Source organism: Actinomycetospora soli, from assembly GCF_021026295.1.
Taxonomy (GTDB): domain Bacteria; phylum Actinomycetota; class Actinomycetes; order Mycobacteriales; family Pseudonocardiaceae; genus Actinomycetospora; species Actinomycetospora soli.
The window spans coordinates 342,909-369,439 of record NZ_JAJNDA010000006.1 but is presented as its reverse complement, the minus strand read 5'-3'; the positions used below and the strand labels follow the sequence as shown (position 1 = coordinate 369,439).

At 73.6% G+C, this 26,531-nt stretch carries 34 protein-coding genes and 1 tRNA gene; 26 read left to right on the top strand and 9 right to left on the bottom strand.

Translation table 11 applies throughout. The features are described from left to right. The first annotated feature begins 53 nt into the window (after window positions 1-53). From LN037_RS12820 to LN037_RS12810, 3 genes are all read left to right on the top strand, one after another. Window positions 54-488, top strand: a complete 435-nt coding sequence (locus LN037_RS12820; protein ID WP_230752969.1) for a hypothetical protein — start codon at window positions 54-56, stop codon at window positions 486-488. Window positions 489-525: 37 nt separating this feature from the next. Beyond that, window positions 526-1,173, top strand: a complete 648-nt coding sequence (locus LN037_RS12815) for a hypothetical protein (RefSeq protein ID WP_230752966.1) — start codon at window positions 526-528, stop codon at window positions 1,171-1,173. 97 nt (window positions 1,174-1,270) lie between these two features. Further along, a complete protein-coding gene (locus tag LN037_RS12810; protein WP_230752964.1) occupies window positions 1,271-1,795 on the top strand; it encodes a gamma carbonic anhydrase family protein in 525 nt (174 codons plus the stop codon). Between the two features lie 4 nt (window positions 1,796-1,799). Here the strand turns inward: LN037_RS12810 and LN037_RS12805 are convergent, their stop codons facing one another. Next, complete coding sequence (locus tag LN037_RS12805; protein WP_230752961.1) at window positions 1,800-2,534, bottom strand: GntR family transcriptional regulator; 735 nt, start codon at window positions 2,532-2,534, stop codon at window positions 1,800-1,802. 181 nt (window positions 2,535-2,715) lie between these two features. Here LN037_RS12805 and LN037_RS12800 point away from each other — a divergent pair, with 181 nt between their 5' ends. The 8 genes from LN037_RS12800 (at window position 2,716) to LN037_RS12765 (ending at window position 11,804) form a co-directional block, all read left to right on the top strand. Further along, window positions 2,716-4,488 (top strand): 2-hydroxyacyl-CoA lyase, encoded by a 1,773-nt coding sequence (locus LN037_RS12800; RefSeq protein ID WP_230752958.1) that lies wholly within the window; start codon window positions 2,716-2,718, stop codon window positions 4,486-4,488. Between the two features lie 10 nt (window positions 4,489-4,498). Further along, window positions 4,499-5,881: a phenylacetate--CoA ligase family protein gene (locus LN037_RS12795; RefSeq protein ID WP_230752985.1), complete on the top strand. Its 1,383-nt coding sequence runs from the start codon at window positions 4,499-4,501 to the stop codon at window positions 5,879-5,881. Between the two features lie 85 nt (window positions 5,882-5,966). Further along, window positions 5,967-6,629: a gluconate 2-dehydrogenase subunit 3 family protein gene (locus LN037_RS12790; protein WP_230752955.1), complete on the top strand. Its 663-nt coding sequence runs from the start codon at window positions 5,967-5,969 to the stop codon at window positions 6,627-6,629. A gap of 7 nt (window positions 6,630-6,636) precedes the next feature. Beyond that, a complete protein-coding gene (locus tag LN037_RS12785) occupies window positions 6,637-8,289 on the top strand; it encodes a GMC family oxidoreductase (RefSeq protein WP_230752953.1) in 1,653 nt (550 codons plus the stop codon). Window positions 8,290-8,372: 83 nt separating this feature from the next. Continuing rightward, window positions 8,373-8,723 carry a thioesterase family protein gene (locus LN037_RS12780; protein WP_230752951.1) on the top strand — a complete coding sequence of 117 codons (351 nt, stop codon included), beginning with the start codon at window positions 8,373-8,375 and terminating at the stop codon, window positions 8,721-8,723. Between the two features lie 65 nt (window positions 8,724-8,788). Next, entirely contained in the window at window positions 8,789-9,343 is a 555-nt protein-coding gene (locus tag LN037_RS12775) for a hypothetical protein (RefSeq protein ID WP_230752949.1), read from the top strand. A 47-nt stretch (window positions 9,344-9,390) separates the two neighbouring features. Further along, window positions 9,391-11,295 carry a DNA primase gene (dnaG, locus tag LN037_RS12770; protein WP_230752948.1) on the top strand — a complete coding sequence of 635 codons (1,905 nt, stop codon included), beginning with the start codon at window positions 9,391-9,393 and terminating at the stop codon, window positions 11,293-11,295. Beyond that, window positions 11,292-11,804 (top strand): hypothetical protein, encoded by a 513-nt coding sequence (locus LN037_RS12765; protein ID WP_230752946.1) that lies wholly within the window; start codon window positions 11,292-11,294, stop codon window positions 11,802-11,804. Before dnaG ends, LN037_RS12765 begins: the two co-directional genes overlap by 4 nt. A 68-nt stretch (window positions 11,805-11,872) precedes the next feature. Here the strand turns inward: LN037_RS12765 and LN037_RS12760 are convergent. Further along, a tRNA-Asn gene (locus tag LN037_RS12760) sits at window positions 11,873-11,945 on the bottom strand. A gap of 112 nt (window positions 11,946-12,057) precedes the next feature. Here LN037_RS12760 and LN037_RS12755 point away from each other — a divergent pair. The 3 genes from LN037_RS12755 to LN037_RS12745 all read left to right on the top strand — a co-directional run bounded on the left by LN037_RS12755 (window position 12,058) and on the right by LN037_RS12745 (window position 13,827). Beyond that, a complete protein-coding gene (locus tag LN037_RS12755) occupies window positions 12,058-12,345 on the top strand; it encodes a hypothetical protein (protein WP_230752944.1) in 288 nt (95 codons plus the stop codon). 112 nt (window positions 12,346-12,457) lie between these two features. Next, on the top strand, window positions 12,458-13,600 hold the full coding sequence (locus tag LN037_RS12750; RefSeq protein WP_230752941.1) for an inorganic phosphate transporter: 1,143 nt from the start codon (window positions 12,458-12,460) through the stop codon (window positions 13,598-13,600). Further along, entirely contained in the window at window positions 13,597-13,827 is a 231-nt protein-coding gene (locus LN037_RS12745) for a hypothetical protein (protein ID WP_230752938.1), read from the top strand. Before LN037_RS12750 ends, LN037_RS12745 begins: the two co-directional genes overlap by 4 nt. On the opposite strand, the gene LN037_RS12740 is transcribed toward LN037_RS12745, so the two are convergent. After that, window positions 13,800-14,696: a hypothetical protein gene (locus tag LN037_RS12740; protein ID WP_230752934.1), complete on the bottom strand. Its 897-nt coding sequence runs from the start codon at window positions 14,694-14,696 to the stop codon at window positions 13,800-13,802. The two genes, LN037_RS12745 and LN037_RS12740, sit on opposite strands and share 28 nt — an antisense overlap. A gap of 49 nt (window positions 14,697-14,745) precedes the next feature. Here LN037_RS12740 and LN037_RS12735 point away from each other — a divergent pair, with 49 nt between their 5' ends. The 3 genes from LN037_RS12735 to LN037_RS12725 are packed head-to-tail and all read left to right on the top strand — an operon-like array spanning window position 14,746 to window position 16,813. Next, on the top strand, window positions 14,746-15,750 hold the full coding sequence (locus LN037_RS12735) for an isopenicillin N synthase family dioxygenase (protein WP_230752933.1): 1,005 nt from the start codon (window positions 14,746-14,748) through the stop codon (window positions 15,748-15,750). Window positions 15,751-15,756: 6 nt separating this feature from the next. Next, the gene (locus LN037_RS12730; RefSeq protein WP_230752932.1) at window positions 15,757-16,449 is read left to right on the top strand and encodes a DUF998 domain-containing protein; all 693 of its coding nucleotides are present in this window, start codon (window positions 15,757-15,759) and stop codon (window positions 16,447-16,449) included. 25 nt (window positions 16,450-16,474) lie between these two features. After that, window positions 16,475-16,813, top strand: coding sequence for a VOC family protein (locus tag LN037_RS12725; protein WP_230752930.1), 339 nt, complete (start codon window positions 16,475-16,477; stop codon window positions 16,811-16,813). Here LN037_RS12725 and LN037_RS12720 read toward each other — a convergent pair. After that, the gene (locus LN037_RS12720; protein ID WP_230752927.1) at window positions 16,800-17,258 is read right to left on the bottom strand and encodes an SRPBCC family protein; all 459 of its coding nucleotides are present in this window, start codon (window positions 17,256-17,258) and stop codon (window positions 16,800-16,802) included. The two genes, LN037_RS12725 and LN037_RS12720, sit on opposite strands and share 14 nt — an antisense overlap. A gap of 42 nt (window positions 17,259-17,300) precedes the next feature. Between LN037_RS12720 and LN037_RS12715 the strand changes: the two genes are divergently transcribed. Genes LN037_RS12715 through LN037_RS12700 form a run of 4 tightly spaced genes read left to right on the top strand, consistent with a single transcriptional unit; the run spans window position 17,301 to window position 19,880 of the window. Then, entirely contained in the window at window positions 17,301-18,296 is a 996-nt protein-coding gene (locus LN037_RS12715; RefSeq protein WP_230752925.1) for a class I SAM-dependent methyltransferase, read from the top strand. Further along, window positions 18,293-18,892, top strand: a complete 600-nt coding sequence (locus tag LN037_RS12710; protein WP_230752923.1) for an HAD family hydrolase — start codon at window positions 18,293-18,295, stop codon at window positions 18,890-18,892. The genes LN037_RS12715 and LN037_RS12710 overlap by 4 nt, the downstream gene beginning before the upstream one ends. Before the next feature lie 60 nt (window positions 18,893-18,952). After that, a complete protein-coding gene (locus tag LN037_RS12705) occupies window positions 18,953-19,384 on the top strand; it encodes a pyridoxamine 5'-phosphate oxidase family protein (RefSeq protein ID WP_230752920.1) in 432 nt (143 codons plus the stop codon). Window positions 19,385-19,391: 7 nt separating this feature from the next. Continuing rightward, complete coding sequence (locus tag LN037_RS12700; protein ID WP_230752917.1) at window positions 19,392-19,880, top strand: MaoC family dehydratase; 489 nt, start codon at window positions 19,392-19,394, stop codon at window positions 19,878-19,880. A gap of 59 nt (window positions 19,881-19,939) precedes the next feature. Here the strand turns inward: LN037_RS12700 and LN037_RS12695 are convergent, their stop codons facing one another. Together LN037_RS12695 and LN037_RS12690 are read right to left on the bottom strand one after the other, a co-directional pair. Further along, window positions 19,940-20,461: a hypothetical protein gene (locus LN037_RS12695; protein WP_230752915.1), complete on the bottom strand. Its 522-nt coding sequence runs from the start codon at window positions 20,459-20,461 to the stop codon at window positions 19,940-19,942. Window positions 20,462-20,546: 85 nt separating this feature from the next. Then, the gene (locus tag LN037_RS12690; RefSeq protein ID WP_230752912.1) at window positions 20,547-21,020 is read right to left on the bottom strand and encodes a hypothetical protein; all 474 of its coding nucleotides are present in this window, start codon (window positions 21,018-21,020) and stop codon (window positions 20,547-20,549) included. A 115-nt stretch (window positions 21,021-21,135) separates the two neighbouring features. Between LN037_RS12690 and LN037_RS12685 the strand changes: the two genes are divergently transcribed. Continuing rightward, on the top strand, window positions 21,136-21,330 hold the full coding sequence (locus LN037_RS12685; protein ID WP_230752909.1) for a hypothetical protein: 195 nt from the start codon (window positions 21,136-21,138) through the stop codon (window positions 21,328-21,330). Between the two features lie 116 nt (window positions 21,331-21,446). Here LN037_RS12685 and LN037_RS12680 read toward each other — a convergent pair whose 3' ends face one another. Together LN037_RS12680 and LN037_RS12675 are read right to left on the bottom strand one after the other, a co-directional pair. Further along, window positions 21,447-22,172: a hypothetical protein gene (locus tag LN037_RS12680; protein ID WP_230752906.1), complete on the bottom strand. Its 726-nt coding sequence runs from the start codon at window positions 22,170-22,172 to the stop codon at window positions 21,447-21,449. 10 nt (window positions 22,173-22,182) lie between these two features. After that, a complete protein-coding gene (locus tag LN037_RS12675) occupies window positions 22,183-22,824 on the bottom strand; it encodes a class II aldolase/adducin family protein (RefSeq protein WP_230752905.1) in 642 nt (213 codons plus the stop codon). A 140-nt stretch (window positions 22,825-22,964) separates the two neighbouring features. Between LN037_RS12675 and LN037_RS12670 the strand changes: the two genes are divergently transcribed. Continuing rightward, window positions 22,965-23,225, top strand: a complete 261-nt coding sequence (locus tag LN037_RS12670) for a hypothetical protein (protein WP_230752903.1) — start codon at window positions 22,965-22,967, stop codon at window positions 23,223-23,225. A 21-nt stretch (window positions 23,226-23,246) separates the two neighbouring features. Next, window positions 23,247-23,477, top strand: coding sequence for a hypothetical protein (locus tag LN037_RS12665; RefSeq protein ID WP_230752901.1), 231 nt, complete (start codon window positions 23,247-23,249; stop codon window positions 23,475-23,477). Window positions 23,478-23,676: 199 nt separating this feature from the next. On the opposite strand, the gene LN037_RS12660 is transcribed toward LN037_RS12665, so the two are convergent. Then, window positions 23,677-24,861: an adenylate/guanylate cyclase domain-containing protein gene (locus LN037_RS12660; protein ID WP_230752899.1), complete on the bottom strand. Its 1,185-nt coding sequence runs from the start codon at window positions 24,859-24,861 to the stop codon at window positions 23,677-23,679. Window positions 24,862-24,914: 53 nt separating this feature from the next. Between LN037_RS12660 and LN037_RS12655 the strand changes: the two genes are divergently transcribed. Both LN037_RS12655 and LN037_RS12650 read left to right on the top strand, forming a co-directional pair. Next, on the top strand, window positions 24,915-25,811 hold the full coding sequence (locus tag LN037_RS12655) for a metallophosphoesterase family protein (protein ID WP_230752896.1): 897 nt from the start codon (window positions 24,915-24,917) through the stop codon (window positions 25,809-25,811). Further along, window positions 25,808-26,500, top strand: a complete 693-nt coding sequence (locus tag LN037_RS12650; RefSeq protein ID WP_308286139.1) for a 4'-phosphopantetheinyl transferase family protein — start codon at window positions 25,808-25,810, stop codon at window positions 26,498-26,500. The genes LN037_RS12655 and LN037_RS12650 overlap by 4 nt, the downstream gene beginning before the upstream one ends. Window positions 26,501-26,531 lie beyond the last annotated feature (31 nt).

The window sequence follows — 26,531 nt, the reverse complement described above, 5'->3', positions numbered from 1 at the left end:
AGACCGCGGCGACCACCCCGACCCGAGACACCACAGAACCGGAGCCTCTCCAGATGGCCGACATCGACTACATCCTCAACGCCGCGACGAACATCAAGGGCGCCTTCGCGGTGGCCCTCGTCGACTACGAGAGCGGCATGACCCTCGGCTCGCGTGGCGGCAGCGCCGAGTTCGACCTCGACGTCGCGGCCCCGGGCAACTCCGAGGTCGTCCGCGCGAAGTTCGACGTGATGGCGAAGCTGGGCCTGCGCGAGACGATCGAGGACATCCTCATCACCCTCGACACCCAGTACCACATCATCCGGCCGATCTACTCGCGCACGGACGACGACAAGCTGTTCCTCTACCTCGTGCTCAACCGGCAGCAGGCCAACCTCGCGATGGCGCGCCGCGACCTGCGGATGATCTGCTCGCGCTTCGCCATGGACGACCCGACCGCCGCGCCCGCCGACCCCGGGTACTTCCCGCAGCAGGCCGGGCGACGCTGACCCGCCGGCCGTGGCGCGTCATCGCCATGTGACGTGCGTGCGGTCGGACGGCCTGTCGACGGTCCTCGAGTCCCTGCTCGCCGACCGTCGGGTGGTCGCCGCGACGCTCGTCGACATCGGGAGCGGGTTCCTGCTCGACGCCTGCACCCGGGACGACGGTCTCGCCGACCTCGAGCTCCTCGGGGCGGCCCACGCCGACCTCGCGCGCGCCGGTGCGGTTCTCGCACCGGGCGGCGGGGCCGGCGGGGGCCTCGTCGTCGAGACCGGGGACGGCCGTGTGCACGTCCTGCGCGAGGTCCCCGACCCGCACGGCGACCGGATCGTCCTGACCGCGGTGGTCCGCGGCCCGGCCCGGGTCGTGGCGCGGGTGCGGCAGCGCCTGGCCGAGGTCCCGGTCGAGGCGCTCACCGCCGGCCCCACCCTCCAGCGCCGTCCCGTCGACGGCCGCTGGGACCTCACCCCGGCCGCCCCCGCCGTCCCGACGGTTCCACCGGAGGGCCTCCCGGGGCTCGACCCCGTCGCGACGACGGGTGACGGCGCGGCCTGGGCCCCGAAGGCCGAGCCGGCGCCCTGGGCGACGGCCATGACGCCGCCGGCCGCCGATCCGCCCGGGCCGCACGATCCGGATCCCGACACCGACCCGTCGTCGGGACGACCGCCCTCGGAGGCCCTCACCCGGCCGTGATCACGTCGAGGGGACGGTCACGGCCGTCACGGTGATCGACATCAGCCGTGGTGGTCCACCCGACGTGATCATGGTCGGACCTGATTCGATGCCCGGCATGGACCACCTGATCGTCACCGTCGACGGCCACGCCCCGCAGATCGACCCGACGGCGTGGATCGCGCCCGGCGCCGTCGTGGCGGGTCGCGCGACGCTCGGGCCCGAGGTCGGCATCTGGTACGCGGCCGTGGTACGGGCCGACAACGACGCGATCACCATCGGCGCGGGCTCCAACGTCCAGGACGGCTCGGTCCTGCACGCCGACCCCGGCTTCCCGTGCACGGTGGGGGAGAACGTGACGGTCGGGCACCGCGCGGTGGTGCACGGGTGCACCGTCGAGGACGACGTCCTGATCGGGATGGGCGCCGTGATCATGAACGGCGCGACGGTCGGGCGCGGTTCCGTCGTCGCCGCCGGTGCGGTGATCTCCCAGGGCGTGACCGTGCCGCCGGGCTCCCTCGTCGCGGGCGTGCCCGGCAAGGTCCGCCGCGAGACCACGGGGGACGAGCAGTCCTTCAACGGCCTCAGTGCCGCGGCCTACCGCCATCTGCTCGGGGTGCACCGGTCGGCCACCACCGACTGAGGGCCTACTCGGCCAGCGGGGCGGTGTCGTCCGGCGCCGGACCGATGGTGTCGTCCGGTGCCGGAGCATCGGTCGAGTCGGCCGATCCGGTCGGCATGGACGCCAGGATGAGCTGCTCGCCGTGCTCGGCGTGGCGGCGCGCGAGCTCCTCGGCCCGGTCGCCGTCCCGGTCGCGGATGGCGTCGAGGATCGCCGCGTGGTCCTCCCACACCCAGGCCGGACCGCCGCCCTGCAGGAGCACCTCGCCCATCACGCGCTGGACGTTGCGCCACATCACGCCGGCGCTCTCGGCGAGCAGCGGGTTCGCGGTGGCCTCGACGACGGTCCGGTGGAACTCGACGTCGTTGCGCACCATGAGCGCGAACGAGCGGTCGTCGAACGCCTGCCGCCCGGCGACCACGATGCGGGTCGCGTGCCGGAGCCAGTCGTCGGTGTGGCGGCCGGCCGCGAGCCGTGCGGCCTGGCCGTCGAGGATCGCGCGCAGCTCGTAGAGGTGGCTGACGAAGTCGCGCTCGAGCGGCGTCACCTCGAGGCCGCGCCGGCCGAACTCGCGCACCAGGCCCTGGTTGCGCAGGAGCAGCAGGGCCTGCTGGATCGGCTGCCGGGACACGTTGAAGCGTTCGGCCAGCTGTTCCTGGCGCAGGGGGACCCCCGGCGCCAGCCGACCGGTGCAGATGTCGTCGACGATGGCCTCGAAGACCTGCTCGGTCCGCGAGGGCCGCTGCGGCAGCTCCGCCATCGACCGTCCTCCCCGTGCTCCTCCGTCCCCGCTGCTGGATCAACGGATGTCACGTGCGCTGCGATCGTAGCCGTCCGTGATCGCGAACTCATCCTTGACTTCTGAATTCAGAATGTTGCACCGTTGGGTGACGCACAACACGTCGAGATCGTGTTGGACATCACCTCGACGAGGAGGGTCCATGGCGGACCGGCAGGACGCGGAGCGCAGCGGAGCCGGCACGGCCCGTCGGTCGGTGCAGGTCGCGAGCCTCGTGGCGGAGTTCCTGCAGGAGCACGGGGTCGACCGCGTGTTCGGCCTCCAGGGCGGGCACATCCAGCCCATCTGGGACCAGCTCGCGCGCCGCGGCGTCCGCATCGTCGACGTCCGCGACGAGGGCTCGGCCGTGCACATGGCCCACGCGCACACCGAGCTGACGGGGCAGACCGCGGTCGCGATGGTGACGGCCGGGCCCGGCGTCACGAACACCGTCACGGCCGTCGCGAACGCGTCCGTCTCGCGCATCCCGCTGCTGGTGATCGGCGGCTGCCCGCCCATCCCGCAGTCGAACATGGGCCCGCTGCAGGACATCCCGCACACCGCGATCCTCGAGCCGATCACGCGCCTCTCCCGCACCCTGCGCAGCGCCGACCAGGTCCTGCGGGAGTTCGACGAGGCCTGGGCGCGCGCCTCCGGCGACCGCGGCGAGCCCGGCCCGGTCTACCTCGAGATCCCCACCGACGTGCTGCGCCGCGACGTGCCGCCGGCCCTGCAGATGCGCGAGCACCTGCGGGCGAAGCCGAAGCGCCGCCCGCAGCCGCACCCCGACGACGTGACCGCGGTCGCCGACCTGATCCGCGGGGCGACGAAGCCGGCGATCATCTCCGGGCGCGGCGCCCGGACCACCGACGGCACCGACCTGATCCGCCTGCTCGACGCCTCCGGCGCCGCCTACCTGGACACGCAGGAGAGCCGCGGACTCGTGCCGGACACGCACCCGGCCGCCGTCGGGAGTGCCCGGTCGGCGGTCATGCGCGACACCGACCTGCTGATCACCGTCGGCCGCCAGCTCGACTACCAGCTCGGCATGGGCTCACCGGCGGTCTTCCCGCACGCGACGGTCGTGCGGATCGCCGACACCGCGAGCGAGCTGATCGACAACCGGCGGGGCGAGGTCGAGATCCTCGCCGAGCCGGGCGCCGCCCTCGCCGCCCTCGCCGACGCGCTCAAGGACCACACGCCCGACACCACGTGGCGCGACGAGCTGAAGGCCAAGCACCGGAAGCGCTCCGAGGACTACCGGCAGGCCCTGCACACGACGGAGAACGGCGCCGACGGGCACATCCACCCCAACCGCATCTTCGGCGCCCTCGACGCCCTGGACGGGCAGGCGTTGGACCTCGGCGACGCCGTCATGATCGCCGACGGCGGGGACCTGCTCTCGTTCGCCCGCCTCGGCATCACGCGGTGCGCGCGCTACCTCGACGCCGGGGCGTTCGGCTGCCTCGGCGTCGCGACCCCGTTCGCGATCGCGGCCTCGCTCGCGTACCCCGACCGGCCCGTCGTCGCGGTGACCGGCGACGGCGCCTTCGGCATCACCGCCACCGAGATCGACACCGCGGTGCGGCACGGCGCGAGGATCGTCGTGATCGTCTCGAACAACCGGGCCTGGAACATCGAGCGCTACGACCAGGCCGAGAACTACGGCCTCGTCGTCGGGACCGACCTCGCCGACTCCGACTACGCCGGCATGGCCCGCGCGTTCGGGGCGCACGGCGAGCGGGTCACCGACCCGGCCGAGCTGGAGGGCGCGATCCGCCGGGCGCTGGAGCACGCGCCCGCCGTGGTCGACGTGGTCACCACACAGGACGCGCCGTCCCCGGACTCCGGCAAGGGCCTCGGCTTCGTCCCCGACTACCAGGCACTGACCCCGTGGAACGACGCCGAGGTCGCTCGTCGTCAGGAAGGGATCTGACGTGGCACAGATGGAGGAGTGGGCGTTCCCCGCCCGGTACGACCAGGACTACCTGCCGGACCCGGACTCGCCGTACTGGTTCCCGGTCCGCGAGACGATGGACCCGGCCGAGCGCGACGCCGCGGTCCTCGTGCGCCTGCGCGAGGTCATGGAGTACGCCTACGCGAACTCGAACTTCTACCGCACGAAGTGGGACGCGGCGGGCCTGAAGCCGGCCGACATCACGTCGTTCGACACCTTCGAGCAGGTCCCCGTCGTCACCAAGGCGGAGATGCGCGAGTCGCAGGCGAACCACCCGCCGTTCGGCGACTACACCTGCGTCGACCGATCCGAGATCCACCACATCCACGGGACCTCCGGCACGACGGGGGCCCCGACGGCGTTCGCCCTCGGCCGCCGGGACTGGGAGGTCATCGCCGACAACCAGGCCCGGATCCTGTGGGGGATGGGCGTGCGGCCCGGCGACACGGTGTTCGTCGCGGCGCTCTTCTCGCTCTACCTCGGCTCCTGGGGCGCGATGACCGCCGCCGAGCGGCTGCGCTGCAACGTCCTCCCGTTCGGCGCCGGCGCCCAGGGCATGACGTCCCGGGCGGTGACCTGGCTCGCCCGCATCAAGCCCGCGGCCTTCTACGCGACGCCGTCCTACGCGCTGCGCCTGGCGGAGGTGGCCGAGAAGGAGAAGATCGACCCCCGCGAGTTCGGGCTCAAGGTCATGTTCTTCTCCGGCGAGCCCGGGGCGTCCGTGCCCTCGGTGCGCAAGGCGATCGAGGACAGCTTCGGCGCCACGGTGATCGACTGCGGGACGATGGCCGAGATGACGCCGTTCATGTCGGCGTCGGCGACGGCCGGGACCCCGGACGGGATGCTGCTCTGGCAGGACATCGTCTGGCACGAGGTGTGCGACCCGGAGACGTTCCGGACGGTGCCCTACGGCGGCGAGGGCACGCCGGTCTACACGCACCTCGAGCGGACGTCGCAGCCGATGATCCGGCTCGCCTCCAACGACCTCACCCGCTGGGTGATGGAGGACAACCCCTGCGGCCGGACGTACCCGAAGCTGCCCGACGGCGTCTACGGCCGGATCGACGACATGATCCACATCCGCGGGGAGAACGTGTACCCGACGGAGGTCGACAACTACCTGCGCACCGTCGAGCACTACGGCGGCGAGCACCAGATCGTCGTCCGCCGCACCGGCTCGATGGACGAGATGATCGTCCGCGCCGAGTGCACCCTGCCCGACGGGCAGCGGTCGGAGTTCGAGTCGACCACCGGCTCCGGCCTGCAGTCCTTCCTCGGCGTCCGCGTGACCTTCGAGTCCGTCGACGCCAACACCCTCGAGCGCGCCGAGCACAAGTCGCGCCGCGTGGTCGACGAGCGCACGCACCGCTGAGCGCAGCGAAGCGTGCCATCGATACGAGCCACCGAGCGCCAGGTGCCCGCGCAGCCACACGAGCACGTCCCGAGGAGGAGATGCCATGAACGCCGTCCACACCGAGAGCGGCGCCCCGGTGGGGGAGGCCCCCGCGCCCTGGGGTGCCCCCGAGGCCACCGTCGAGCCCGGGAAGGGTGGTGGTTACTTCGAGACCGGCCGCCCCCGGCTCGGCGGACTCGAGAAGCCGGTGCAGTTCAGCGAGCCGCGGCAGGCCGTGATCAAGGCCCTGGCCGACACCATCATCCCGCCGCACCCGGACTGGCCGGACGCGAGCGAGACCGACATCGTCGCCTTCTGCGGCCGGTACATCACGCCGACCGGGTACAGGAACAAGCACTTCCCCTGGGCCGACGAGGACTCCTTCGTCGCGGCGCTGGACAAGCTGGGGCAGGCGTTCGTCGACGCCTCCCCGAGCGACCGGGCGACGGCGGTCGAGGCGTTGGAGAAGGCCGAGGACCCGTTCTTCGAGCAGATCCGCGCCCTCGTCTACTACGGCTACTACTCGCGGCCCGAGGTCGTCCTCGCGATCCGGAGGAACGTGCCGGCCGGCAAGGACTACCACGGCCCGCCGCTGCCCTACGGCTACATCCAGTCCCTGGAGCCGTGGGACGACACGACCCTCGCGCAGGCGAACGAGAACGGTTCCTACCTCGAGACCGACCAGGTCGAGCGCGTCGACCTGTCGAAGCTCACCTGGACGAAGTGAGGCACCCATGGCCAGCTACGAAGAAGTCGACGTCCTGATCATCGGCGCCGGACCGGGTGGGGCCGGCGTCGCCTACGAGCTCAAGGACACGGGCGCGAAGATCGTCTGCCTCGAACAGGGCCCGTGGGTCACCGCTCCGGAGCATCCCCACTACCACGACGAGTGGGAGATCGAGAAGCAGCGCGGGTGGGCCTACGACCCGAACGTGCGCCAGCTGCCCGAGGACTATCCGGTCACCGGGACCACGACGCCGTACATGATGAACAACGTCGGTGGCTCGACGGTGCACTACGCCGGCCACTGGCCGCGCTACAAGCCGGTCGACTTCCGCAAGGGCACCGAGCACGGCCTCGAGGGCACGATCGACTGGCCGATCTCCTACGAGGACCTGGCGCCGTTCTACGACCGCAACGACGAGATCTACGGCATCTCCGGCCTCATCGGCGACCCCTCGTACCCGGACCGCAAGAACGCCCAGCGCGACCCGATGGTGCTGCCGGGCAAGCTCGGTCTGAAGTACGCGAAGGCCTCCCGCGACCTCGGCTGGCACTGGTGGCCGAGCGACAACGCCGTGATCACCCGGCCGCGCGAGAACCGCGAGGCCGACGTGGGCATGGGCAACGAGCTCTCCGGCAGCCCGACCGGCTCGCTGTCCACCCCGGCGCACGCGCACTGGCCCTACAACGTCCGCGCCGGCGTCGACCTGCGGACCATGGCGCGCGTCGAGACGATCACCGCCGAGGGCGGCAAGGCCACCGGCGCGGTCTACATCGACCGCAACACGGGGAACCGCCACGAGATCCGCGCGAAGATCGTGGTGCTCGCGGCCAACGGGATCGGCTCGCCCCGCATGCTGCTCGCGAGTGCGCAGAAGGGCCACGAGAACGGCCTGGCCAATTCGAACGGCCTGGTGGGCAAGTACCTGATGCACCACGTCTTCGCCTTCTGCGACTCGTGGTTCGACGAGCCCGTCGAGGGATTCAAGGGCTCGTTCGGCTCGCCGATGTACTCGCACGAGTTCTACCACACCGACATGGACCGCGGATTCGTCAACGGATTCGGCATGCAGGTGGCGCGCTCGTTCGGTCCGTCCTACGCCGCGATGGGCACGCACACCGGGTACACGGCGCCGTGGGGGAACGAGCACCGCGACTTCTTCTCCAACCACTTCGCCAACCACCTCATGGTGTTCATGTTCGGCGAGGACCTGCCGGTGGAGACGAACGCGGTGACGCTCGACCCGACCGTCACCGACTCCGACGGCATCCCGGCAGCGCACGTGAACTACGAACTGCACCCGAACGACATCGCGCTCGCGAAGTACGGCATCGAGAAGATCTTCGAGGCCACGCGGGCGGTCGGCGCGGTGGAGACCAACGACACCGGCGTGCTCTACCCGCCGCCGGCCTGGCACCTCATGGGCACCTGCCGGATGGGCAACAATCCGCAGGACTCGGTGCTCAACAAGTGGTGCCAGACGTGGGACCTGCCGAACCTGTTCGTCGTGGACGGGTCGACGCTCACCACCGGCGGCGCGGTCAACCCGACCTCGACCATCGGCGCCCTCGCGGTCCGGGCCGGTGAGTACATCAAGCGCAACTACGACCACATCACGACGCAGAAGACGACGCCGTCGAACGCGGACGCGCCGGACATGTGAGCACCCGTGAGCACTTCCGACGGCGATGACCGTCGGAAGTGCTCACGGGCCGCCAGGCACCTCCGGCCCGTAGGGTCGGTCCGGTGACGTACGAGGTGACCCAGGACGACACCGCGCAGGCCCTCGGGAGCGGCGACGTTCCCGTGCTCGGCACCCCTCGACTCATCGCCTGGCTCGAGGCGGCCACCGTCGAGGCGGCCCGCCCGAAGCTCGCGGAGAGCCAGACCACCGTCGGGACGGCGGTCCGGGTCAAGCACCGTCGTCCCACCCGCGTCGGCGGCACCATCACCACCACCGCGAAGCTCACCGGCGGCCCCGACGAGAAGGGCCGCCTCTCCTTCTCGGTCTCGGCGGTCGACGGCGACGGCGCCACGGTGGCCGACGGCGAGATCGACCGGGTCATCGTCGAGCGCATGGGCGCGTTCGGCTCGTAGCCCCCGACGACGGGTCGCTCGAACGGCCCATCGTCGACCTGCTCGATGCTACCTAGAGTGACATCGTGCTCCAGGTCGTCCTGTCCGTCGTGGTCGTCGCGGCCGCGGTCGTCGCTCTGACCGTCCTCACGGTCCTCGGCGTCCGCGCGGGACGGCGGGAGCGACGCGCGGAGGAGGCGGCGTGGCTCGCCGGGTCCGCGGCCGGGGACGGGGAGCCCGTGACGCTCGAGGTGTGGTGGGCGGGCCGGGAGGCCGGGGTGGTGTGGGACGGCCGGGACGTCGGCACCTGGCGCCCGAACTGCGACGGTCCCAGCGACACGCCACGCCTGAAGCCCGTGCAGGGCGGGCTCGCGACGACGGCCGAGCCGATGTCGCTCCGGCGTGGTGCGCTCCTCGCCGAGCGCGACCACGTCGAGGTGGGCGGCCGTCGCTTCCTGCTGCTCGAGCGCGAGCTGGTCGACTCCCGCGGGACCCGGTGGCCCCTGTCCACGCTCGTCTTCGCCCAGCCGGGCGAGGTGCGGCGCTGGACGGTGCCGCGGGAGCTCGGTCCGCGCGGTGCCCTGCTGGTGCTCGACCGGCTCGCGCTGCGAGGGGTGGCCGCGGCGTCCTCGGGCGACTGATCCGAGCCGCCCCCGGCCACCCCACCCGTCGTCGTAAACTGCCGGGCGTGGCAGGACGGATCCGGGACTCCGACATCGCGGAGGTGCGCGACCGGAACCGCATCGACGAGCTGGTCGGCGACTACGTGGCGCTGCGGCCCGCGGGGCCGGGGTCGCTCAAGGGTCTCTGCCCGTTCCACGACGAGAAGTCGCCGTCGTTCCAGGTGCGGACCAGCCACAACACCTACCACTGCTTCGGCTGCGGGGCGCACGGCAGCGCCATCGACTTCCTCATGCAGATCGACCAGCTGGGGTTCGTCGAGGCGGTCGAGAAGCTCGCCGACCGGGTCGGCTACCGGCTGACCTACGAGGGCGGCGGATCCAGCGTCCAGCGCGACCGCGGGACGCGCTCCCGGCTGCTGGCCGCCAACAAGGCCGCGGCCGAGTTCTACGCCGAGCAGCTGCGCGCGCCGGGGGAGGCCCAGCGGGCGCGGGAGTTCCTCGCCGAGCGCGGCTTCGACCAGGCCGCGGCCGAGCAGTTCGGCTGCGGGTTCGCCCCGGGCGGCTGGGAGAAGCTGACCAAGCACCTGCTCGGGCTCGGCTACACGCTCGACGAGCTCGAGAAGGCCGGTCTGTCGGTGCCCGGCCAGCGCGGCCACCGCGACCGGTTCCAGCGCCGCCTGCTCTGGCCGATCCGCGATCTCGGCGGGGACGTCGTCGGGTTCGGCGCCCGGCGGCTCTTCGACGACGACCGCATCGAGGCCAAGTACCTCAACACCCCCGAGACGCCCGTCTACCACAAGTCGAAGGTGCTGTTCGGGCTCGACAAGGCCAAGCGCGACATCGCGAAGTCCCGCCAGGCCGTGATCGTCGAGGGCTACACCGACGTCATGGCGATGCACCTCGCCGGCGTGCCGACGGCCGTCGCGAGCTGCGGCACCGCCTTCGGCGAGGACCACGTCGCCGTGCTGCGCCGGCTGCTGCTCGACGACTCGTTCGACCGCGGCGAGGTCATCTACGTCTTCGACGGCGACGCCGCGGGCCAGGCCGCCGCGCTCAAGGCGTTCGACGGCGACCAGCAGTTCTCCGCCCAGACCTTCATCGCCACCGCGCCCGACGGCATGGACCCCTGCGAGCTGCGCCAGGCCAAGGGGGACACCGCGGTGCGCGACCTCGTCGCCCGCCGTGCGCCGCTGTTCACCTTCGCCATCCGCTCGATCCTCGACGAGTACGACCTCGGCACCGTCGAGGGGCAGACCGCCGCGCTGAAGCGCTGCGTCCCGCTGGTCGCCCAGATCCGCCAGGTCGAGCTGCGCGACGGGTACGCGCGCCGCCTCGCGGGCTGGACCGGCTGGGCCGACGAGGCGCAGGTCGTCCGCCGGGTGCGCGAGACCGCGGGCCAGCCCGCGGACCAGCGCCAGGGCTCTTCCCGACGGCGGGTGCGGCCGGTCGAGCAGGCCGCTCCCGAGGGTCCTGCGCTGCCGCCGCGCGACGACCCGCGGCTGCGGGTGCAGCGCGAGGTGCTGAAATCCGCGCTGCAGGTGCCGGCGCTCGCCGGCCCGGTGTTCGACACGCTGCCCGAGGACGCGTTCTCCCACGAGGGCTACCTCGCCGTGCACCGCGCGATCCTCGCGGCCGGGGGCACGTCGAGCGGGTACTCCGGGGCGTCGTGGGTGGCCGCGGTGACCGAGGCGATGACCCCGCCGTCGTACGGGCGGCTGGTGGCCGAGCTCGCCGTCGAGCCGATGCAGTCCCGCGAGGCCGACGACCACCGCTACGTGTCGTCGATGCTCACCGCCCTGCAGGGCGCGCTCGTGGAGCGTCAGGTCGCGGAGATCAAGTCCCGGCTGCAGCGCATCTCGCCGGTCACCGACGCCGACGAGTACCACGAGCTGTTCGGTGACCTGGTCGCGCTGGAGCAGTACAAGAAGGCGCTGCGCGACCAGGCGATCGGCGGGCAGTGGTCGGCGTGAGGTTGCGCGAACGCCTGGCCTCGGTCCTGCTGGGCCGCGAGATCATTCCCGACGGCTTCACCGGCACGCTCGAGGACGAGGAGCGGGTGCTCGCGGACGCCCGCACCCGCGCGGGGGACGTCGTGCTCGCGACCGACCTGGGCCTGTGGTTCGGCGGCCGCCGCGTCCCCTGGCACCTGATCTCGAAGGCGACGTGGGCCAACGGGGCGCTCTCGGTCGTCGAGGCGACCGTGTCGGGGCGACACGGTTCCGTGGTCGTCCTCGCCGACGCCGCCCCCGTGCGCCTGGCGCTGCCCGACCCGGGGCGCCTGCCCGAGACCGTGCACCGGCGGGTCACGGGCGTCATCACCACCCGCCAGCACCACGACCTCCCCAGCGGCGGCGCCTGGTTCGTCCAGCGCCGCACGCCCGAGGGGATCGAGGTGCACGTGCGCCCCGATCCCGGCACCGACGCGGACGAGGTCCGCACCCTCGCGGAGGGGATCGCGGAGAAGCTCGGCCGGGCCTGAGCGGCCTCGCGCCGACCGTCCGCCGCGTGATCCTGGCCGGGCCGTGAAGGCCCTGACCGGGGGAAGTGCTCCTCCTACTGGACTCGAACCAGTAACCCTGCGATTAACAGTCGCATGCTCTGCCGATTGAGCTAAGGAGGACCGTCTGCGGCCCGGCTCGGCGTCCGTTCCGCTCTCGTCGTAGACCGTACCTGACGGGGATCCGGGGCCGTCAGGCAGGATGGGTCAACGCCGTCGTCGGGAGGATCCGGACATGAAGTTGCTGCCGTTCGCGCTGGGTGTGGGCGTGGGCTACGTGCTGGGAACCCGTGCGGGGCGGGAGCGCTACGAGCAGCTCTCGCGCGCCTACCGCCGGGTCGCCGACAACCCCCAGGTGCAGGCGGCGGCCGGGGTCGCGCAGGCGAAGGCGGGGGAGGCCGTGCACGCGGCGGTCAACGTCGCGAAGGAGAAGGTCGCCCCCTCGTCGGGCTCCCCGACCCCCGGTCACCAGCCCGCGGCCCCGGGACGCTCGGCCGGCAGCGGCACCGGAAACGGTCGCTGAGGCACGAACCGGGAGGTTTCCGGCGGCGTTCACGGGGCGGATGATCGTTGTTCATCCGCCGTTCAACCTCGTGTGCGGCACCGGGCGGCCGACGCTGCCTAGCGTCGATGGCATGCAGTGGTCCCTGATCGTCGTCGTCGTCGTGGTGACGGCGTTGGCGTTCGACTTCACCAACGGCTTCCACGACACCGCGAACGCCATGGCGACCTCGATCGCGACCGGGGCCCTGCGGCCCAAGGTCGCGGTGCTCATCGCGGGCGTGCTGAACGTCGTCGGCGCGTTCCTGTCGGTGGAGGTCGCGAGGACGATCTCCAGCGGGCTCGTCGACGAGACGAAGATCAACCCGTACGTCATCTTCGCCGGCCTCGTCGGCGCCATCCTGTGGAACCTGCTCACGTGGCTGCTCGGGCTGCCGTCGAGCTCCTCGCACGCGCTGTTCGGCGGCCTCATCGGCGCCGTGCTCGTGGCGGCGGGCACCGGGGCGGTCCACTTCTCGACGCTGCTCTCGAAGATCCTCCTGCCGGCGGTGATCTCCCCGGTGCTCGCGGGCGTCATCGCCCTGGTCGGCACGGTCATCGCCTACCGGAGCACGCAGCGGGCCGACGAGGAGGCCGTGACGAAGGGCTTCCGGGGCGGCCAGATCGTGTCGGCGTCGCTCGTCGCGCTCGCGCACGGCACCAGCGACGCCCAGAAGACGATGGGCGTCATCACGCTGACCCTCATCGCGGCCGGCGTGCTCGCGCCGAACTCCGGCCCGCCGCTCTGGGTCATCCTCTCGGCCGGTCTGGCGATCGGCCTGGGAACCTATCTCGGCGGCTGGCGCATCATCCGCACGCTCGGCACGCGGGTGTCGGACATCCGGACACCGCAGGGCTTCGCCGCCGAGACCTCGACGACCGCGGTCATCCTCGCCTCGGCCCACCTCGGCTTCGCGCTCTCGACGACGCAGGTCGCCACGGGCGCGATCTTCGGCGCGGGCGCGGGACGCCGCATCGCCGGCGTGCAGTGGGGCGTCGCCGGCCAGATGGCGGTCGCCTGGATCCTGACGCTGCCCGCCGCGGCGCTGGTCGGGGCGGTGGCGGCGTTCGCGGCGTCCCAGGGCGTCGTCGGGACGGTCCTCGTGGCGGTCGTCGCGATCGCCGTGGCGATCGGCATCTACGCGGCGTCGCGCCGCACGCCGGTGACGGCGGACAACGTCAACGACGTCCCGGCGCCGGCGGCCCCGGGCGAGCAGCGTGAGGTGGCGCAGGCATGACGATCGCGTGGGGGTCCCTCGGGCTCGTGGCCGTGGTGTCGTTCGCGGCCGCGATCGCCGTGACGGCGCTGGTCTCGTTCGGCATCGTCGGGCTCGCCGCCCGGGCGCCGCGCGCCGACGGCCCGGCGCCCGCCCTGTCGCCGGCGGCCGGGACCGCGGTCGGGGTGATCTGCCTCGGCGTCGCGGCGCTGATCGTGCTCTACGGGCTGGTCCTCATCGTGGCCTGAGCGGTCTCCCGGACCCCTGCGCCCGACGCCTGCCGCAGCACCACGGCGTCGGGCAGGCTCCGGCCGCGCCACAGGACGAGGTCCCAGGACGTCGCGTCGTCGGTGCGCGCGATCGCTGCCCGCACGCGCCAGACCCCGATCGGCACCTGCACCCGCAGGGCCGGCGCCCCGACACGTTCGAGGACGAGCAGGCCCTCGGGGGCGGTGATGCTGCCCTCGACGACGTGGTCGGCGACGGGATCGAGCTCGTCGGCGGGCGCTCCGGGACGCACGGACACCGTGACCGGCACCGACCCGCCGTCGGGAAGGCCGAGGCTCAGCGCCCCGCGCGACTGGGAGACGAGCTCGTCGGCGAGCCGGTGGACGTCGTCCTGGACGTGCCCGGGGTAGGGGCCCGCGGCGCGGAGGGTGAAGACGCGGTCGCCCGGCCCGAGCGCGACCGTCCGCGGCCCGGCCGTCCCGGTCGAGGCGTCGAGCAGGGGTGCGGCCGCCACCGCGTCCTCGCGCATCCCGACCACGCGCGGCGTCAGCGTCGTCGCCTCGAGCCGCTCGACGGCGGCCAGCGCGGTGCGCGCCGTGTCGTCGGGCACCCGGGAGCCGGCCGCGTCCGGACCGGGAGCGCTGGCCGAGGCCCACAGCTGCAGGCTCATGCTCGCCTGCTCGTAGGCCCCGACGGTCGCCGACCAGCGCGCGAGCAGCGCACCGAGACGGCGCGCGGTGTCCTCGTCGCCCGCGGTCTGCGTGGCCCACGCGATGTCCGCCTCGATCTCCGAGGCGCGCGAGGAGATGCCCTGCAGCAGCCGCGCGACGCGGTCGGCGACGTCGGGCCCGCGCAGGAAGGGGTGCGCGGCACCCGCGTGGTCGGTCACGGGCCCAGTGGAGCAGACGCCCTCCTCCCGGTCACGGATACTGTCGGCCATGAGCGCGTTGCCGATCCTCGACCTGGCGCAGCTCGACCGGGGCGGCCCCGCGGCGGAGGCCTTCCGCACCGACCTGCGCGAGGCGACCCACGACGTCGGGTTCTGCTACCTCACCGGCCACGGCATCCCCGACGACGTCGTCGCCGGCGCCTTCGCCGCCGCGGAGCGGTTCTTCGCACTGCCCGACGAGGCCAAGCGGTCCGTCGAGATGCTGCGCAGCCCGCACTTCCGCGGCTACACGCGCACCGGCGGCGAGCTGACCCGCGGGCAGGTCGACTGGCGCGAGCAGATCGACCTCGGCGCCGAGCGGTCGACCTGGGACGACCCCGACGCGCCCGCCTACATGCGCCTCGAGGGCCCCAACCTGTGGCCGGAGGCCCAGCCCGAGCTCCGGGAGGTGTTCACCGACTGGGAGCGGCGCTGCACCGTCGTCGCGCAGCGGCTGATGGCGGCCTGGGCGCTCTCGCTCGGCGGCCCGGCCGACCGGTTCGACGGTCTGTTCGGCGACCGCCCGTCGACCCTGATCAAGCTGATCCGCTACCCGGGCCGGGAGGAGCGGGGCCAGGGCGTCGGCGCCCACCAGGACCCGGGCGTGCTCACGCTCCTCATGATCGAGCCGGGCAAGGGTGGCCTGCAGGTGGAGCGCGACGGGGCGTGGGTCGACGCGCCCGCCGTGCCCGGCGCGTTCGTCGTCAACATCGGCGAGCTGCTGGAGTTCGCCACCGACGGCTACCTCAAGGCGACCGTGCACCGCGTGGAGTCCCCGCCGCCGGGCGAGACGCGGCTGTCGATCCCGTTCTTCTTCAACCCCGCGCTGGACTCCACGGTGCCGCGCGTCGAGCTGCCGCCGGAGCTCGCGGCGCGCGCCCGGGGCGTCACGGCCGACCCCGACAACGTCATCTCCGGCACCTTCGGCGACAACCTGCTGAAGGCGCGTCTGCGGGCCCACCCCGACGTCGCGGCCGCCCATCACCCCGATCTGGTGGCCGCCCTGGCACGATGATCGTCCGTGGCGGGTTTCGCGGTGTCGGACTGGCTCGAGGACCGCTGGTTCATCCGCTCGCACCTGCTGCAACGGCGGCTCGTCGGCACGGTCGGGTTCGCCCTGCCGGTGCTGGTCGTGCTCTTCAACTGGACGTGGGCGCTCGTCGTCGACGCGGCGAACGGCACGCGCGTGGCGCCGGCGTTCCGGGACTCGGTCCAGAGCTCGATCAGCGCGTACTACTTCACCTACTCGGCGAACATCTTCGTCGGCGCCCAGATCGCCTTCGCGGTGTTCCTCGTGACCTACCGCTACGGGGTGTGGGAACGCCGGGTCGGCATCGTCGCCGGGGTGGCGGCGGCGGTCGTCGGGCTGTGCCCGACCACCCCGGTCGACCCCACGACGCTCCAGCGCCTCGTCGGCGGCCTGCACCTCACGGCCGCCGCCGTCTTCTTCGTCGGCATGGCCGTCTTCTGTCTGTTCCTGTTCCCGCGCGACCCGGGCGCCGCGGCCAACACCGTCCCCCGCGGGCGCCGCGTGCTGTTCCGGGTGTGCGGCGTGATCATCGTGGTGGCGCTGGTCGTCGCCCTGGTCGGCGGGTTCGTGCTGGACGACGCGACCCGCGACGCCATCCGCTTCCTGCTCTGGCTCGAGTCGGTCGCGGTGTTCGCGTTCGCGACGGCGTGGCTCGTCAAGGGACTGGATCTGGAGCCCTCCTGACGCCGGGTCGGGGCAGGATGGCGGCGTGCCGCCCGCTCTCTTCGCCGGCTTCTGGGTCTCCGACCTCGACGCCGCGGTCGCCTGGTACTCGCGCCTGCTCGGGGCGGACCCGGTGATGCGCCCGAACGACGAGGAGGCGGTCTGGGAGATCGCCGAGGACCGGTTCGTCTACGTCGAGCGCGCGCCGGACCGGGCCGGGCACTCGCACGCGACGGTCTTCCTCGACGACCTCGACGCGTTCCTGACGACGGCCGGGACGGCCCCGACCACGGTCGAGACCTACGAGAACGGCGTCCGCAAGGCGATCTTCCGCGACCCGGACGGCAACGAGTTCGGCGTCGGCGGTCGGATCAGCCCTCGATGACCTTCCTGATCCGCTCGAGGGTCGCCGGGATCGACGTGCGCGCGTCGTTCACGCGCAGCGTGATCCCGTCCTCGCCGAAGGTCTCCCGTACCCAGGCCCGGCCCGCCGGCCGGAACTCCCAGCTCTCGGTCAGGCGCGTGCCGCCCCGCTCGGACGCCATCGTGAAGCCCCACCGGACGAAGCCGTCGCGGACCTCCCAGGCGAACTCCTCACCCGGGGTGGCCGCGATGACCTCGCTGCGGGTCGACCAGTCGCGCCCCGGACGCGAGTTGTGGCCGGTGAAGTGCGCCCCGACCACGGGCCCGGCAGCGTCCTCCCACTCGCACGAGCGGGTGAACTCGCTCCACTCGCCGTGGCGGGTCACGTCCGAGACCACGTCGTAGACGTGGTGCGGGCTCGCGTCGATCCAGGTCGAGTCGGCGAAGGCGTACGGGTCGTCGGTCACGGAGACATCCTTGTCGCGTCGATCGGGGGCACCATGTGGATCATGACCACCTCCTACGCGGGAGCGTCCGCCCACTACCTCTCGCCGCGCCGCCGCGACCCGGTGAAGCGGTTCTGGGAGGAGCCGGTCAACCACCGCATCCTGGCCCGCGCCCTCGGGTTCGTCGAGGGCGACCCGGTGCGGGTGGTCGACGTCGGGTCGGGCACCGGCGACGGCCTCGCGCTGCTGCAGGCCGCCACCGACCGCCCGCTCGACTACACGGGCATCGACCCCGACCCGGAGATGGTCACGACCGCGAGCAGCACCCACGCCGACCGCGCGGGCGTCCGCTTCGTGCAGGCCGACGTCCGGGACGACCTCGACCTCGCGCCCGACCTCTGGCTCTCGGCCGGCGCCCCCTGGTCGCACCTGGACCACGACGACTTCCGCACCACCCTCGTCCGCCTCCTCCGCGCCGCCGCACGCCAGGACCGGCCCACCGCCGTCGTCGTCGACACCCTCGGACGCTGGTCCCCGGAGTGGCCGACGCACTGGGACGACGAGCGCTGGGACTACCGCATGTCCTTCTTCCAGGGCGCGGGGGACGACCCGGTCGCCGCGCCGATGAGCACCCACAGCCGGTGGTCGATCGACGCGGCCGTCCTCGAGGCCGACGTCCCGCTGGCCGCGCTGGAGTTCCACGACCGCGCCGTCACCGTCGGCCGCCATACCTCCACCGGCGCCTTCCGCCCGGGCCTGCCCGACTACCGCGGCCTCGTCAACGCCCTCTACGACGGCGACACGGCGGTCGACCTCACCGACCTCCGCCTCGACCCGCCGTCGGGCCCCGCCCCGGACGAGGTCCTCACCTTCTTCGCCGCCTTCGCCGCGCTGTGGAACGCGCGGCTCGACCGCGCCGTCGAGCAGGAGGCGGCCCTCGGGCGGACGTCGTCCGGACGGCGGGTGCTGGCGGCGGACCTCTGCTCGCTCGAGCACGGGGCGGCCCCCGGCCTCGGGGTCGGCCACTCGCTGATCGCGCTGATCGTGGTCGCCCCGTGAGGGGCGTCCTGTTCGACTTCGACGGCCTGCTCGCCGACACCGCGCCGGTCTGGCGGGCCGCCGCGGCCGCGGTCGCGCCCGGGTGGACCGAGGACGACGACCGCGCGCTGCACGGCCTCGACACCGACGCGACGCTGGGGCGGCTCGGGGAGCGGGCCGGGCGGGAGGTGACGCGCGAGGAGATCCTGGAGGCCTACCGCGCGCGGATCGACCAGGTCCGGCTGATGCCCGGGGCGGCCACGCTGGTGCGCTCGCTCGCGGTCCCGCTGGCCGTCGCGTCGAACAGCCCGACCGACCTCGTCGGCGAGCAGCTCATCGCGCTCGGGCTGGGCGACGCGTTCGTCGCCGTCGTCGGGCTCGAGGCGGGCATGGCGCCCAAGCCCGCGCCCGACGTCTACGAGGCGGCGGCGCGGCGCCTCGGGCTGCTGCCGGGGGAGTGCGTGGCACTCGACGACTCGGCACCGGGTGTGCTCGCGGCCGCGACGGCGGGCTGCCGGGTGATCGGGGTGTCGGCGGCGACGCTGCCGGTCGCCCGGCAGGTCGCGTCGCTGGTCGAGCTGGTCGACCCCGCGGGTTCCGGGACCCCGGAGTGGTGAGCCGACCGACCCGGATCGGGCATACAGCGCCTCCACCCACGACGACGGGGAGGACCGGCGATGCTGCTCGACCCGGGTGACCCGCTGCTCGCCCACGCCCACGAACGCCTGCACACCGAGCCGGTCATCTGGCTCGCGACGAGCCGACCGCACGCGGTGCCGGTGTGGTTCCGCTGGTCCGATCCGGCCGTCACCGTGTTCAGCCGGCCGGACACGGTGAAGCTCGGGCAGCTGCGCCGCGACCCCGCGGTCGCGCTGCACCTGGACACGGCGGCGGACGGCACCGACGTCGTGCTGCTCGAGGGGGTCGCGGAGTTCGACGACCGCCCGGTCGGCGAGGACGCGTTCGCGGCGAAGTACGCGGACCGGCTCGGTGAGCAGTCGTTCGCGGCCTGGCGGGAGACGTTCTCCGTGGCGCTGAAGATCGTGGCGCGGCGCCTCGTGATCTGGCGCGCCGGCGAGGACGGCCCGGAGTACCGGTCGGTGCCATGATCGCCGCGTGACCGAGGTGCTGAGCCCGACGGACTTCCGCGCGCCGATCGACGACCGGTGGTTCGCCGACTACGTCGTCGGCGAGACCTACGAGTACGGGAAGCTCGCGGTGAGCAGCGACGAGATCGTCGCGTTCGGCCGCCAGTACGACCCGCAGCGCCTCCACACCGACCCCGAGTGGGCCGCGACCGGCCCCTTCGGCGGGCTCATCGCGAGCGGGTGGCAGACCGCCGGTCTGATGATGCGGATGTACTGCTCGCACTACATCTCGGCGGTGGCGAGCCTCGCCTCGCCGGGGGTCGACGAGCTGCGCTGGCCCGCGCCACTGCGTCCCGACGAGCCGGTGCGGCTGCGGACCACGGTGGTCGAGTCCCGCGTCTCGCGGTCCAAGCCCGACCGCGGGATCGTGCGGACCGCGGTCGAGGTGCTCACCGACGACGACCGGGCGGTGTTGCGCGGCGTGGCGATGAACATGGTGGCGCTCCGGCCGGCGTAGGTCGCCGACCGCCGTGTGTGGTGCACGGGTTCCGTGCACCACACACGCCGGTCACGGACCTAGCAGGGACGCCAGGTCTTGCCGCCCGGGGCGTAGCAGCGCGGTCCGGTGTAGCCCGGGTAGGCCCCCGAGCCGCCCGACGACGATCCCGAGCTCGACCCCGAACCCGAGGTCGATCCCGAGCTCGACGACGCCCGACGGGGCTCGGCGGCGGCGTCGAGGCGCCGCTGCTCCGCGCGTTCGGCCGCGGCGACCCGACGCTGCTCCTCCCGGGCCGCGGCCTCCGCCCGCCGCGCCTCGGCCTCGGCCCGGGCGCGGGCCTCCGCCTCGGCCCTGACCCGGTTCTCCTCGGCCACCCTGGCCGCCTCGATCTGCGCGCGTGCCGACGCGGCCCGATCGGTCCAGGAGGTCGCCGTCGAACGCAGCGTCGCCTGGGCCGCGGCCACCCGGTCGCGGAAGCCCTGCCGCTGCTCGGGACGGAAGGCCGTCCAGGACGGGCCCCCGTGCGGCAGGTCGAACCATCCGAGCACGGCACCGGCGAGGCCGGCGGTCCCGGCCAGTCGCGCCGCCTCCCCGTCCATCGCCTCCGGGGTCGACGCCGAACCGGCCGAGGGGCCCGGCCCGCGCTGCTGCAGGCGCTCCCTTGTCGGCTCACTTGGCGGCCGCTCAGGCGTCGACCAGACCTCCGCTCGTGTCGTCGACCCGGACGGTGGCGTCCTGCAGTGCCCGGTCGATCCGCCGCAGCGCGCCGAGCGAGGAGAGGAGCAGCCGGGCGAGGGAGGGCTCGTTGTCGGCGAGCAGGGCGCGCAGGAGCTGCAGGTCGCTCACCGGCCCGGTCCCGCCGTCCGGACGGCCCGCCGCACGGACGAGGGCCAGCACGCGTGGCGACACCGTCACCCGCTCCGTGGGCACCGCCCCGGTGCGGCACCCGGTCCCCGCGACGGCGCCCAGTGCCGCGGCGACGGCGCCCTCGTCGACCCCGCCCGCGTCGAGGACCGCGACCGCGTCGGCCGCGCGCCGCCGGAGCAACGCGAGGAGGACGTGCTGCGTGCCGACGCCGTGCGCGCCCGCGTCGGCCGCGATCGCCCGGGCCGTCGGCATACCGGGCCAGAAGGGGACGTGCGATCCGCGTGCGGTCACGTCTCGTCATCGCAGGCAACGGGCCTTGCGTGGCAATCATCCGGACACGATCGGGTCACGTCACCCGCCGCGCTCGTCCGGACACGCAGACGGATCTCCACGTAGTGTCGCAGCGATGACCGGCGCACCAGGCACGGGTGGCGAGAGCTTCACCAACTACAGCACCGGCGCCGCCGGAACCCCGGGCTCGTCGGCGCACGACGCCGGCCGGTCGCCGAGCCGGCCGCGCGGGGGCGTCGGCTCCACCGCCGTCCTCGTCGTGGCGGTCATCCTGCTGCTCGCCTTCCTCGCCGCCGTCCTCCTGCTCTGACCAGCGCCGCGGGCACCACGGTCAGCACGAGCCCGCCCGCCGTGAACGCACCGGCGACGAGCAGCGGGTCGGGCGTCCCGCCACGAAGGGCACGAGGACCAGCGCCGCGGCGGGGGTCAACGGCTCGCGCACCAGGGCCGCCAGCCCGACGACGAGCACCACGCCGAGGCCGCCCGCGAGCCACGTCGGGCCGGGAAGGCCCGCGGCGACCGCGCCGACCACCCCGCCACGCCCATGAGTGCGATCCGCCGGGCGGCCGACCACGAGACCGGCGGGCCGCCCCGTGCCGCGAACTCCAGTCCCGCCACCAGCAGTGGAGGAGCGCTGAGCAGCGGCGGCAGCCCGGCCAGGCCGACGGCGGCGATCCAGACCGCCGCGGCGGCGACGAACGCGGCCAGCCGGCCGCCCGGCCACGCGGGCGTCCGCGGAGCACGCACCCGGCACACGCTGACGGCCAGCACCGCGCACCACACCGCGACGGCGAGCACGTAGCCGAACCCGCGCAGGTCGAACACCACGGGCAGGACGGCGGCCGAGACCGCCGGGATCAGCGGGCTGCGCGCCAGGTGCAGGACGAGGACCATCGCCCCGAGCGCCGCCGCGGCCCGCCACCACCACGGCCCCGGCAACGCGGCCGCGACGACGCCCAGCACCGCACCCGCCGTCGGGACCCCGACCAGGCCCACGGGCGCCGCCCACGCCCCGCGGCGCAGCGTCCAGAGCCCGTAGCCGAGGGCGACGGCCTCGGGGAAGAGCACCGCGCGGTCGTCGAGCAGGGTGGCGGCGAGCAGCATCACCGCGGCCAGCAGGCCCGGCGCGGCGTACCGGAGGGCCGTCCGCACAGCGGCGACCCTAGCGCTGCCCGTAGCCCCGCAGCCGCTCCACGACGTCCGCGACCTGCTCGGTGGACAGCAGCCGCGGGGTCCCGACCGCGGACGCCCGCAACCACACGTCGCACAGCCACTCGAGGTGCGCCGCCCCGTCGTAGGCCGCGCGGAGCGTGCCGCCGAGCACGATCGTGCCGTGATGGCGCATCACCGCGGCGGTGCGGTCGGTGAGCGCGGCCGAGGTGTTCGCGGCCAGCTCGTCGGTGCCGTACGGGGCGTACTCGGCGACGGAGACGGCACCGCCGAAGGTCGCGGTCTGGTAGTGCACGAGGGGGACGTCGTCGCGCAGCAGGGAGAGCGCGACGGCCGCGGCGGAGTGCGTGTGCACCACGGCCGAGGCACCATGGCGGGTGTAGCAGAGCAGGTGCAGCGGCAGCTCGCTCGTCGGCTCGAGGGTCCCGACGACGGGTGTCCCGCCCAGGTCGACCACGACGACGTCCTCGGCGGTCATGGAGTCGTAGGCGACGCCGGACGGGGTCACCGCGACCAGGTCGCCCACCCGCACGGACAGGTTGCCGGCGGTCCCGGCCACGAGACGGTCGGCGACGAGGCGGCGGGCGTGGTCGGCGACGGCGGCCCGGGCGTCGTCGAGATCTGGACGGGTCACGACGTCGTGGTTACCAGGAGGGTCCGGACTCGGGCGAACGTGTGCTCCTGACCAGGGCGGACGACCGTCGGGCGCGCCGATCGACCGCTCGACGCGGACGCACAGAGTGACATCGATGTACTTTACGTAACGTCCCGGTTGTGCACGATCAGCACCGGACGAGCGAGCAGGCGCGGGTCGCCGCGCGCTCGGTGCTGGCCAACGTGGAGTCGCTCGACGACCTCGCCGCGGACCGTCGTGCGCAGGTCGTCGCCCTCGCGGAGCAGCTCCAGCGGGGGCACCTCGACCGGGCCGGGACGCTCGGCGTCGCCGAGCAGCTGCGCGCCCTGCTCGGCCCCGTGCGGGCGCTCGCCGCGCGCACGGTCGTCTCCTGGCTCGACGATCTCCGTCTCGCGGCCTGAGCGCGTCGATAGACTCCGGCCATGGTGGAACGCCTCGCGGCACGCTTGCGGACGACGCCGATGCGGCTGCTCGTCGGCGGCTGGGTGCTCGCCGCCGTGCTCCTGATCGCGGGTCTCGTGCTCGTCCTCACCGGCTCCGCGCCCGCCGTGGGCTTCGTGCTGTTCATCGTCGGCGTGGTCCTCACGATGGGCGTCACGGTGAACCTGCTCCGGCTGCGGGCCGGGGAGCACGCCCGCAAGCCCTCGACGTAGCACTCCACCGGGTGAACTCATGTGGTGATCGAGGGTTCGTGCTGGACGAACGCGTGGTCCGTGCCTCACTCTTTCCTCACCGACGGACGGTTGGTGTCGGTGTTCGGGGAACGCCGACTGCCCGGGTCGGCGGCGGTCGCTGGGGAGCGGACCGCCGCCGACCCCGGCACCTCGTCGGCCTCCGTGTCGGCCCTCCCGCTCAGGACGCCGCGCTGACCCGGTAGAGGCGCTGCGCCCCCCGGATGCCCTTGAACCGCCGTGGTGCGGCGACCCGCCAGCGGAACTCGGTCTCGTCGGCGCCGCGGGCCACCACCGCGTCGTGCACCGCGGCCGTCACCACCACCTGTCCCGGCCGGGCGGTCGTCGTGACCCGCGAGGCGAGGTTGACCGGCGGGCCGTACCAGTCGCCGGCGTGCGGCACCCCGATCCCGCTCGCGACCCCCACCCGCACGTCCGGGCGGCCGTCGTCGGCGTCCGACCAGCGGCGCGCGAGCTCCACCGCGGCCCGGACGAGTGCCGTCGGGTCGGAGGACACGAGCATCACCGCGTCGCCGATGGTCTTCGCGAGGCGGACCGGGCGCTGGGCGATGTCGGTGGCGCAGGCCGAGAGCTGCTCGGCCACCTCGGAGAGCTCCGCCGCCGACACGTTCTCCCCGAGGTCGGTGAACCCGACGAGGTCGGCAAAGCAGACCGACACCTCCTGGGCGCCCTGCAGCCGACCGGCGGTGGACTCCTCGATGGCGAGCGCGTGCGAGCGGATCTTGTCGGCGAGGGCCACGGAGACGAGGTGGGTGAGGTGGAGCATGTCCTCCTCGGCGAGGCGGCGGGCCTCGATGGCGTAGCGCAGGGCCATCTCCGGCTCCGGCTCACCCGCGGCCAGCAGCGCCTCGCCGAGCAGTCCGCCGAGCGCGTCGGCCATGTTCAAGACGCCACGCCCGATCGCCCGGACGACCGGCAGCATCTCCTCGTCACCGAACCCGAGGGCCCGGTAGCGCTCGATGCGTGCCGCGATCTCGGCGTCCTCGTCGGTGTACATCTCCTCGTCGGGGTCCGTGGAGACGGGACGGCCCAACGCCCGGAACCACTTCGACACGATCTCCGGGTCCTGCCCGGTGTGCGCACAGATCCCCGCCATCGACCAGCCGTCCTCGGGGGAGAGGGTCCGCTCGATCAGCAGCAGCCCGAGCCGGTCGCGCTCGATGGCCTCCCGCATCGTCTCGACCCCGACGCCGTCGGCCGCGAGGGCCGACAGCACCTCGACCCGGATGCGACGCTGGTCCCCGGTGAGTCCCTCGAGCAGGCCGGCGCGGTCGTAGTCCGTCTCCGCCATCGCCGACCGCAGGCGTTGCGGGATCGGCAGGCTGGTCAGGTGGCGCGGGGGCACGGGCTCATCATGGCGAACTCCGGGCGACGCGGCGCGGCTAGAGTGATCGTCCGATGACCCCCCGTCTGCTCGCCACGAGCGACCTCCACGTGAACCGCTCGGGAAACGAAGCGGTCGTGCGGGAACTGCACCCGACCGACCCGGGCGACTGGCTGATCGTCGCGGGCGACGTCGCCGACAAGGTGTCCGACGTGCGGTGGGCGCTGTCGCTGCTCGCCGAGCGGTTCGCGTTGGTGCTCTGGGTCCCCGGCAACCACGACCTGTGGACCCCGCCGGGCGACGACGTCCAGCTCGTCGGGCCGGAGCGCTACGACCACCTCGTCGAGCTGTGCCGGTCCCTCGGGGTGCTGACGCCGGAGGACGAGTGGCCGGTGTTCGACGGCCACCTGGTCTGCCCGATGTTCCTGCTCTACGACTACTCGTGGCGGGTCCGCCCCGATATGGCCGCCATGTCCACCGCGGACGCCCTCGACGCGGCCCGCGAGGCCGGCGTGGTCTGCACCGACGAGTTCCTCATGGCCTCCCGGCCGCACCCCGGCCCCGCGGCGTGGTGCGCCGAACGCCTCGTCGAGACCCGGCGCCGCCTCGCGGAGCGCCCGGCCGGGATGCCGACGGTCCTGATCAACCACTGGCCGTTGACCGAGCTGCCGCTGCGCGTGCTGCGCCACCCCGAGTTCTCCCTGTGGTGCGGCACCACCGAGACCGCCCGCTGGCACGTCGAGTACGACGCCGCGGCCGTCGTCTACGGCCACCTGCACCTCCCGCGGACCACCTGGGAGGACGGGGTCCGCTTCGAGGAGGTGTCGGTCGGCTACCCGCGCGAGTGGCAGCGCCACGACCTGGTGCGCGGCCCGCTGCGGCAGATCCTCCCCGCCCCCGAGCCCGAGGTCCCCGACCCGTTCACCGCCTGGGCCCTCGACCACGGCGCCCGGTGGGAGTCGGCGCGGTGAACCCGCTCGCGGACGTCCTGCCGGCGACCGTCGTCACGGCCGTGCGGTTCGACGACGAGGGCGCCGGCCCGCTGCACCCGGACGAGGAACCCGCCGTCGCGAAGGCCGTGGCCACACGCCGCGCGGAGTTCACCACCGCCCGGTCCTGCGCCCGCGAGGCCCTGGCGGCGCTCGGCGCGCCCGCCGAGGCGGTGCCGGTGGGGGAGAAGCGGTCGCCCGTGTGGCCGGACGGCGTGGTCGGGTCGATCACGCACACGGCCGGCTTCCGCGGGGCGGCCGTGGCGCGAACGGCGGACGTCCGGTCGCTGGGGGTGGACGCCGAGCAGCACGGGCCGTTGCCCGACGGCGTGCTCGGCGCGGTGTCGTCGCCGGGGGAGCGGGAGGTCCTCGCCGCCCTCGCGGCCGAGCACCCGGACGTGCACTGGGACCGGCTGCTGTTCTCGGCCAAGGAATCGGTCTACAAGACCTGGTTCCCGCTGACCGGCCGCTGGCTGGGCTTCGAGGAGGCCGTCCTGACGCCGAGCCCCGACGGCACCTTCCGCGCGGAACTACTCGTGCCCGGCCCGGTCGTCGACGGCGGCACGGTGTCGGAGTTCCACGGACGCTGGACGGTGTACGGGACGCACGTGGTGACGGCGATCGCCCTGGAGACGGCAGGGGCACCCGAGGCGACTCGGGGACCCGCCTGACGGACGACCCGCGCCGCCCGGGCGTCGGCCC

Bases quoted from the DNA above. Each gene is read 5' to 3' on its own strand.
- LN037_RS12820 (WP_230752969.1), top strand. From the start codon at position 54: ATGGCCGACATCGACTACATCCTCAACGCCGCGACGAACATCAAGGGC.
- LN037_RS12810 (WP_230752964.1), top strand. From the start codon at position 1,271: ATGGACCACCTGATCGTCACCGTCGACGGCCACGCCCCGCAGATCGAC.
- LN037_RS12805 (WP_230752961.1), bottom strand. From the start codon at position 2,534: ATGGCGGAGCTGCCGCAGCGGCCCTCGCGGACCGAGCAGGTCTTCGAG.
- LN037_RS12800 (WP_230752958.1), top strand. From the start codon at position 2,716: ATGGCGGACCGGCAGGACGCGGAGCGCAGCGGAGCCGGCACGGCCCGT.
- LN037_RS12795 (WP_230752985.1), top strand. From the start codon at position 4,499: ATGGAGGAGTGGGCGTTCCCCGCCCGGTACGACCAGGACTACCTGCCG.
- LN037_RS12790 (WP_230752955.1), top strand. From the start codon at position 5,967: ATGAACGCCGTCCACACCGAGAGCGGCGCCCCGGTGGGGGAGGCCCCC.
- LN037_RS12785 (WP_230752953.1), top strand. From the start codon at position 6,637: ATGGCCAGCTACGAAGAAGTCGACGTCCTGATCATCGGCGCCGGACCG.
- LN037_RS12755 (WP_230752944.1), top strand. From the start codon at position 12,058: ATGAAGTTGCTGCCGTTCGCGCTGGGTGTGGGCGTGGGCTACGTGCTG.
- LN037_RS12750 (WP_230752941.1), top strand. From the start codon at position 12,458: ATGCAGTGGTCCCTGATCGTCGTCGTCGTCGTGGTGACGGCGTTGGCG.
- LN037_RS12745 (WP_230752938.1), top strand. From the start codon at position 13,597: ATGACGATCGCGTGGGGGTCCCTCGGGCTCGTGGCCGTGGTGTCGTTC.
- LN037_RS12735 (WP_230752933.1), top strand. From the start codon at position 14,746: ATGAGCGCGTTGCCGATCCTCGACCTGGCGCAGCTCGACCGGGGCGGC.
- LN037_RS12715 (WP_230752925.1), top strand. From the start codon at position 17,301: ATGACCACCTCCTACGCGGGAGCGTCCGCCCACTACCTCTCGCCGCGC.
- LN037_RS12705 (WP_230752920.1), top strand. From the start codon at position 18,953: ATGCTGCTCGACCCGGGTGACCCGCTGCTCGCCCACGCCCACGAACGC.
- LN037_RS12695 (WP_230752915.1), bottom strand. From the start codon at position 20,461: ATGGACGGGGAGGCGGCGCGACTGGCCGGGACCGCCGGCCTCGCCGGT.
- LN037_RS12685 (WP_230752909.1), top strand. From the start codon at position 21,136: ATGACCGGCGCACCAGGCACGGGTGGCGAGAGCTTCACCAACTACAGC.
- LN037_RS12665 (WP_230752901.1), top strand. From the start codon at position 23,247: ATGGTGGAACGCCTCGCGGCACGCTTGCGGACGACGCCGATGCGGCTG.
- LN037_RS12655 (WP_230752896.1), top strand. From the start codon at position 24,915: ATGACCCCCCGTCTGCTCGCCACGAGCGACCTCCACGTGAACCGCTCG.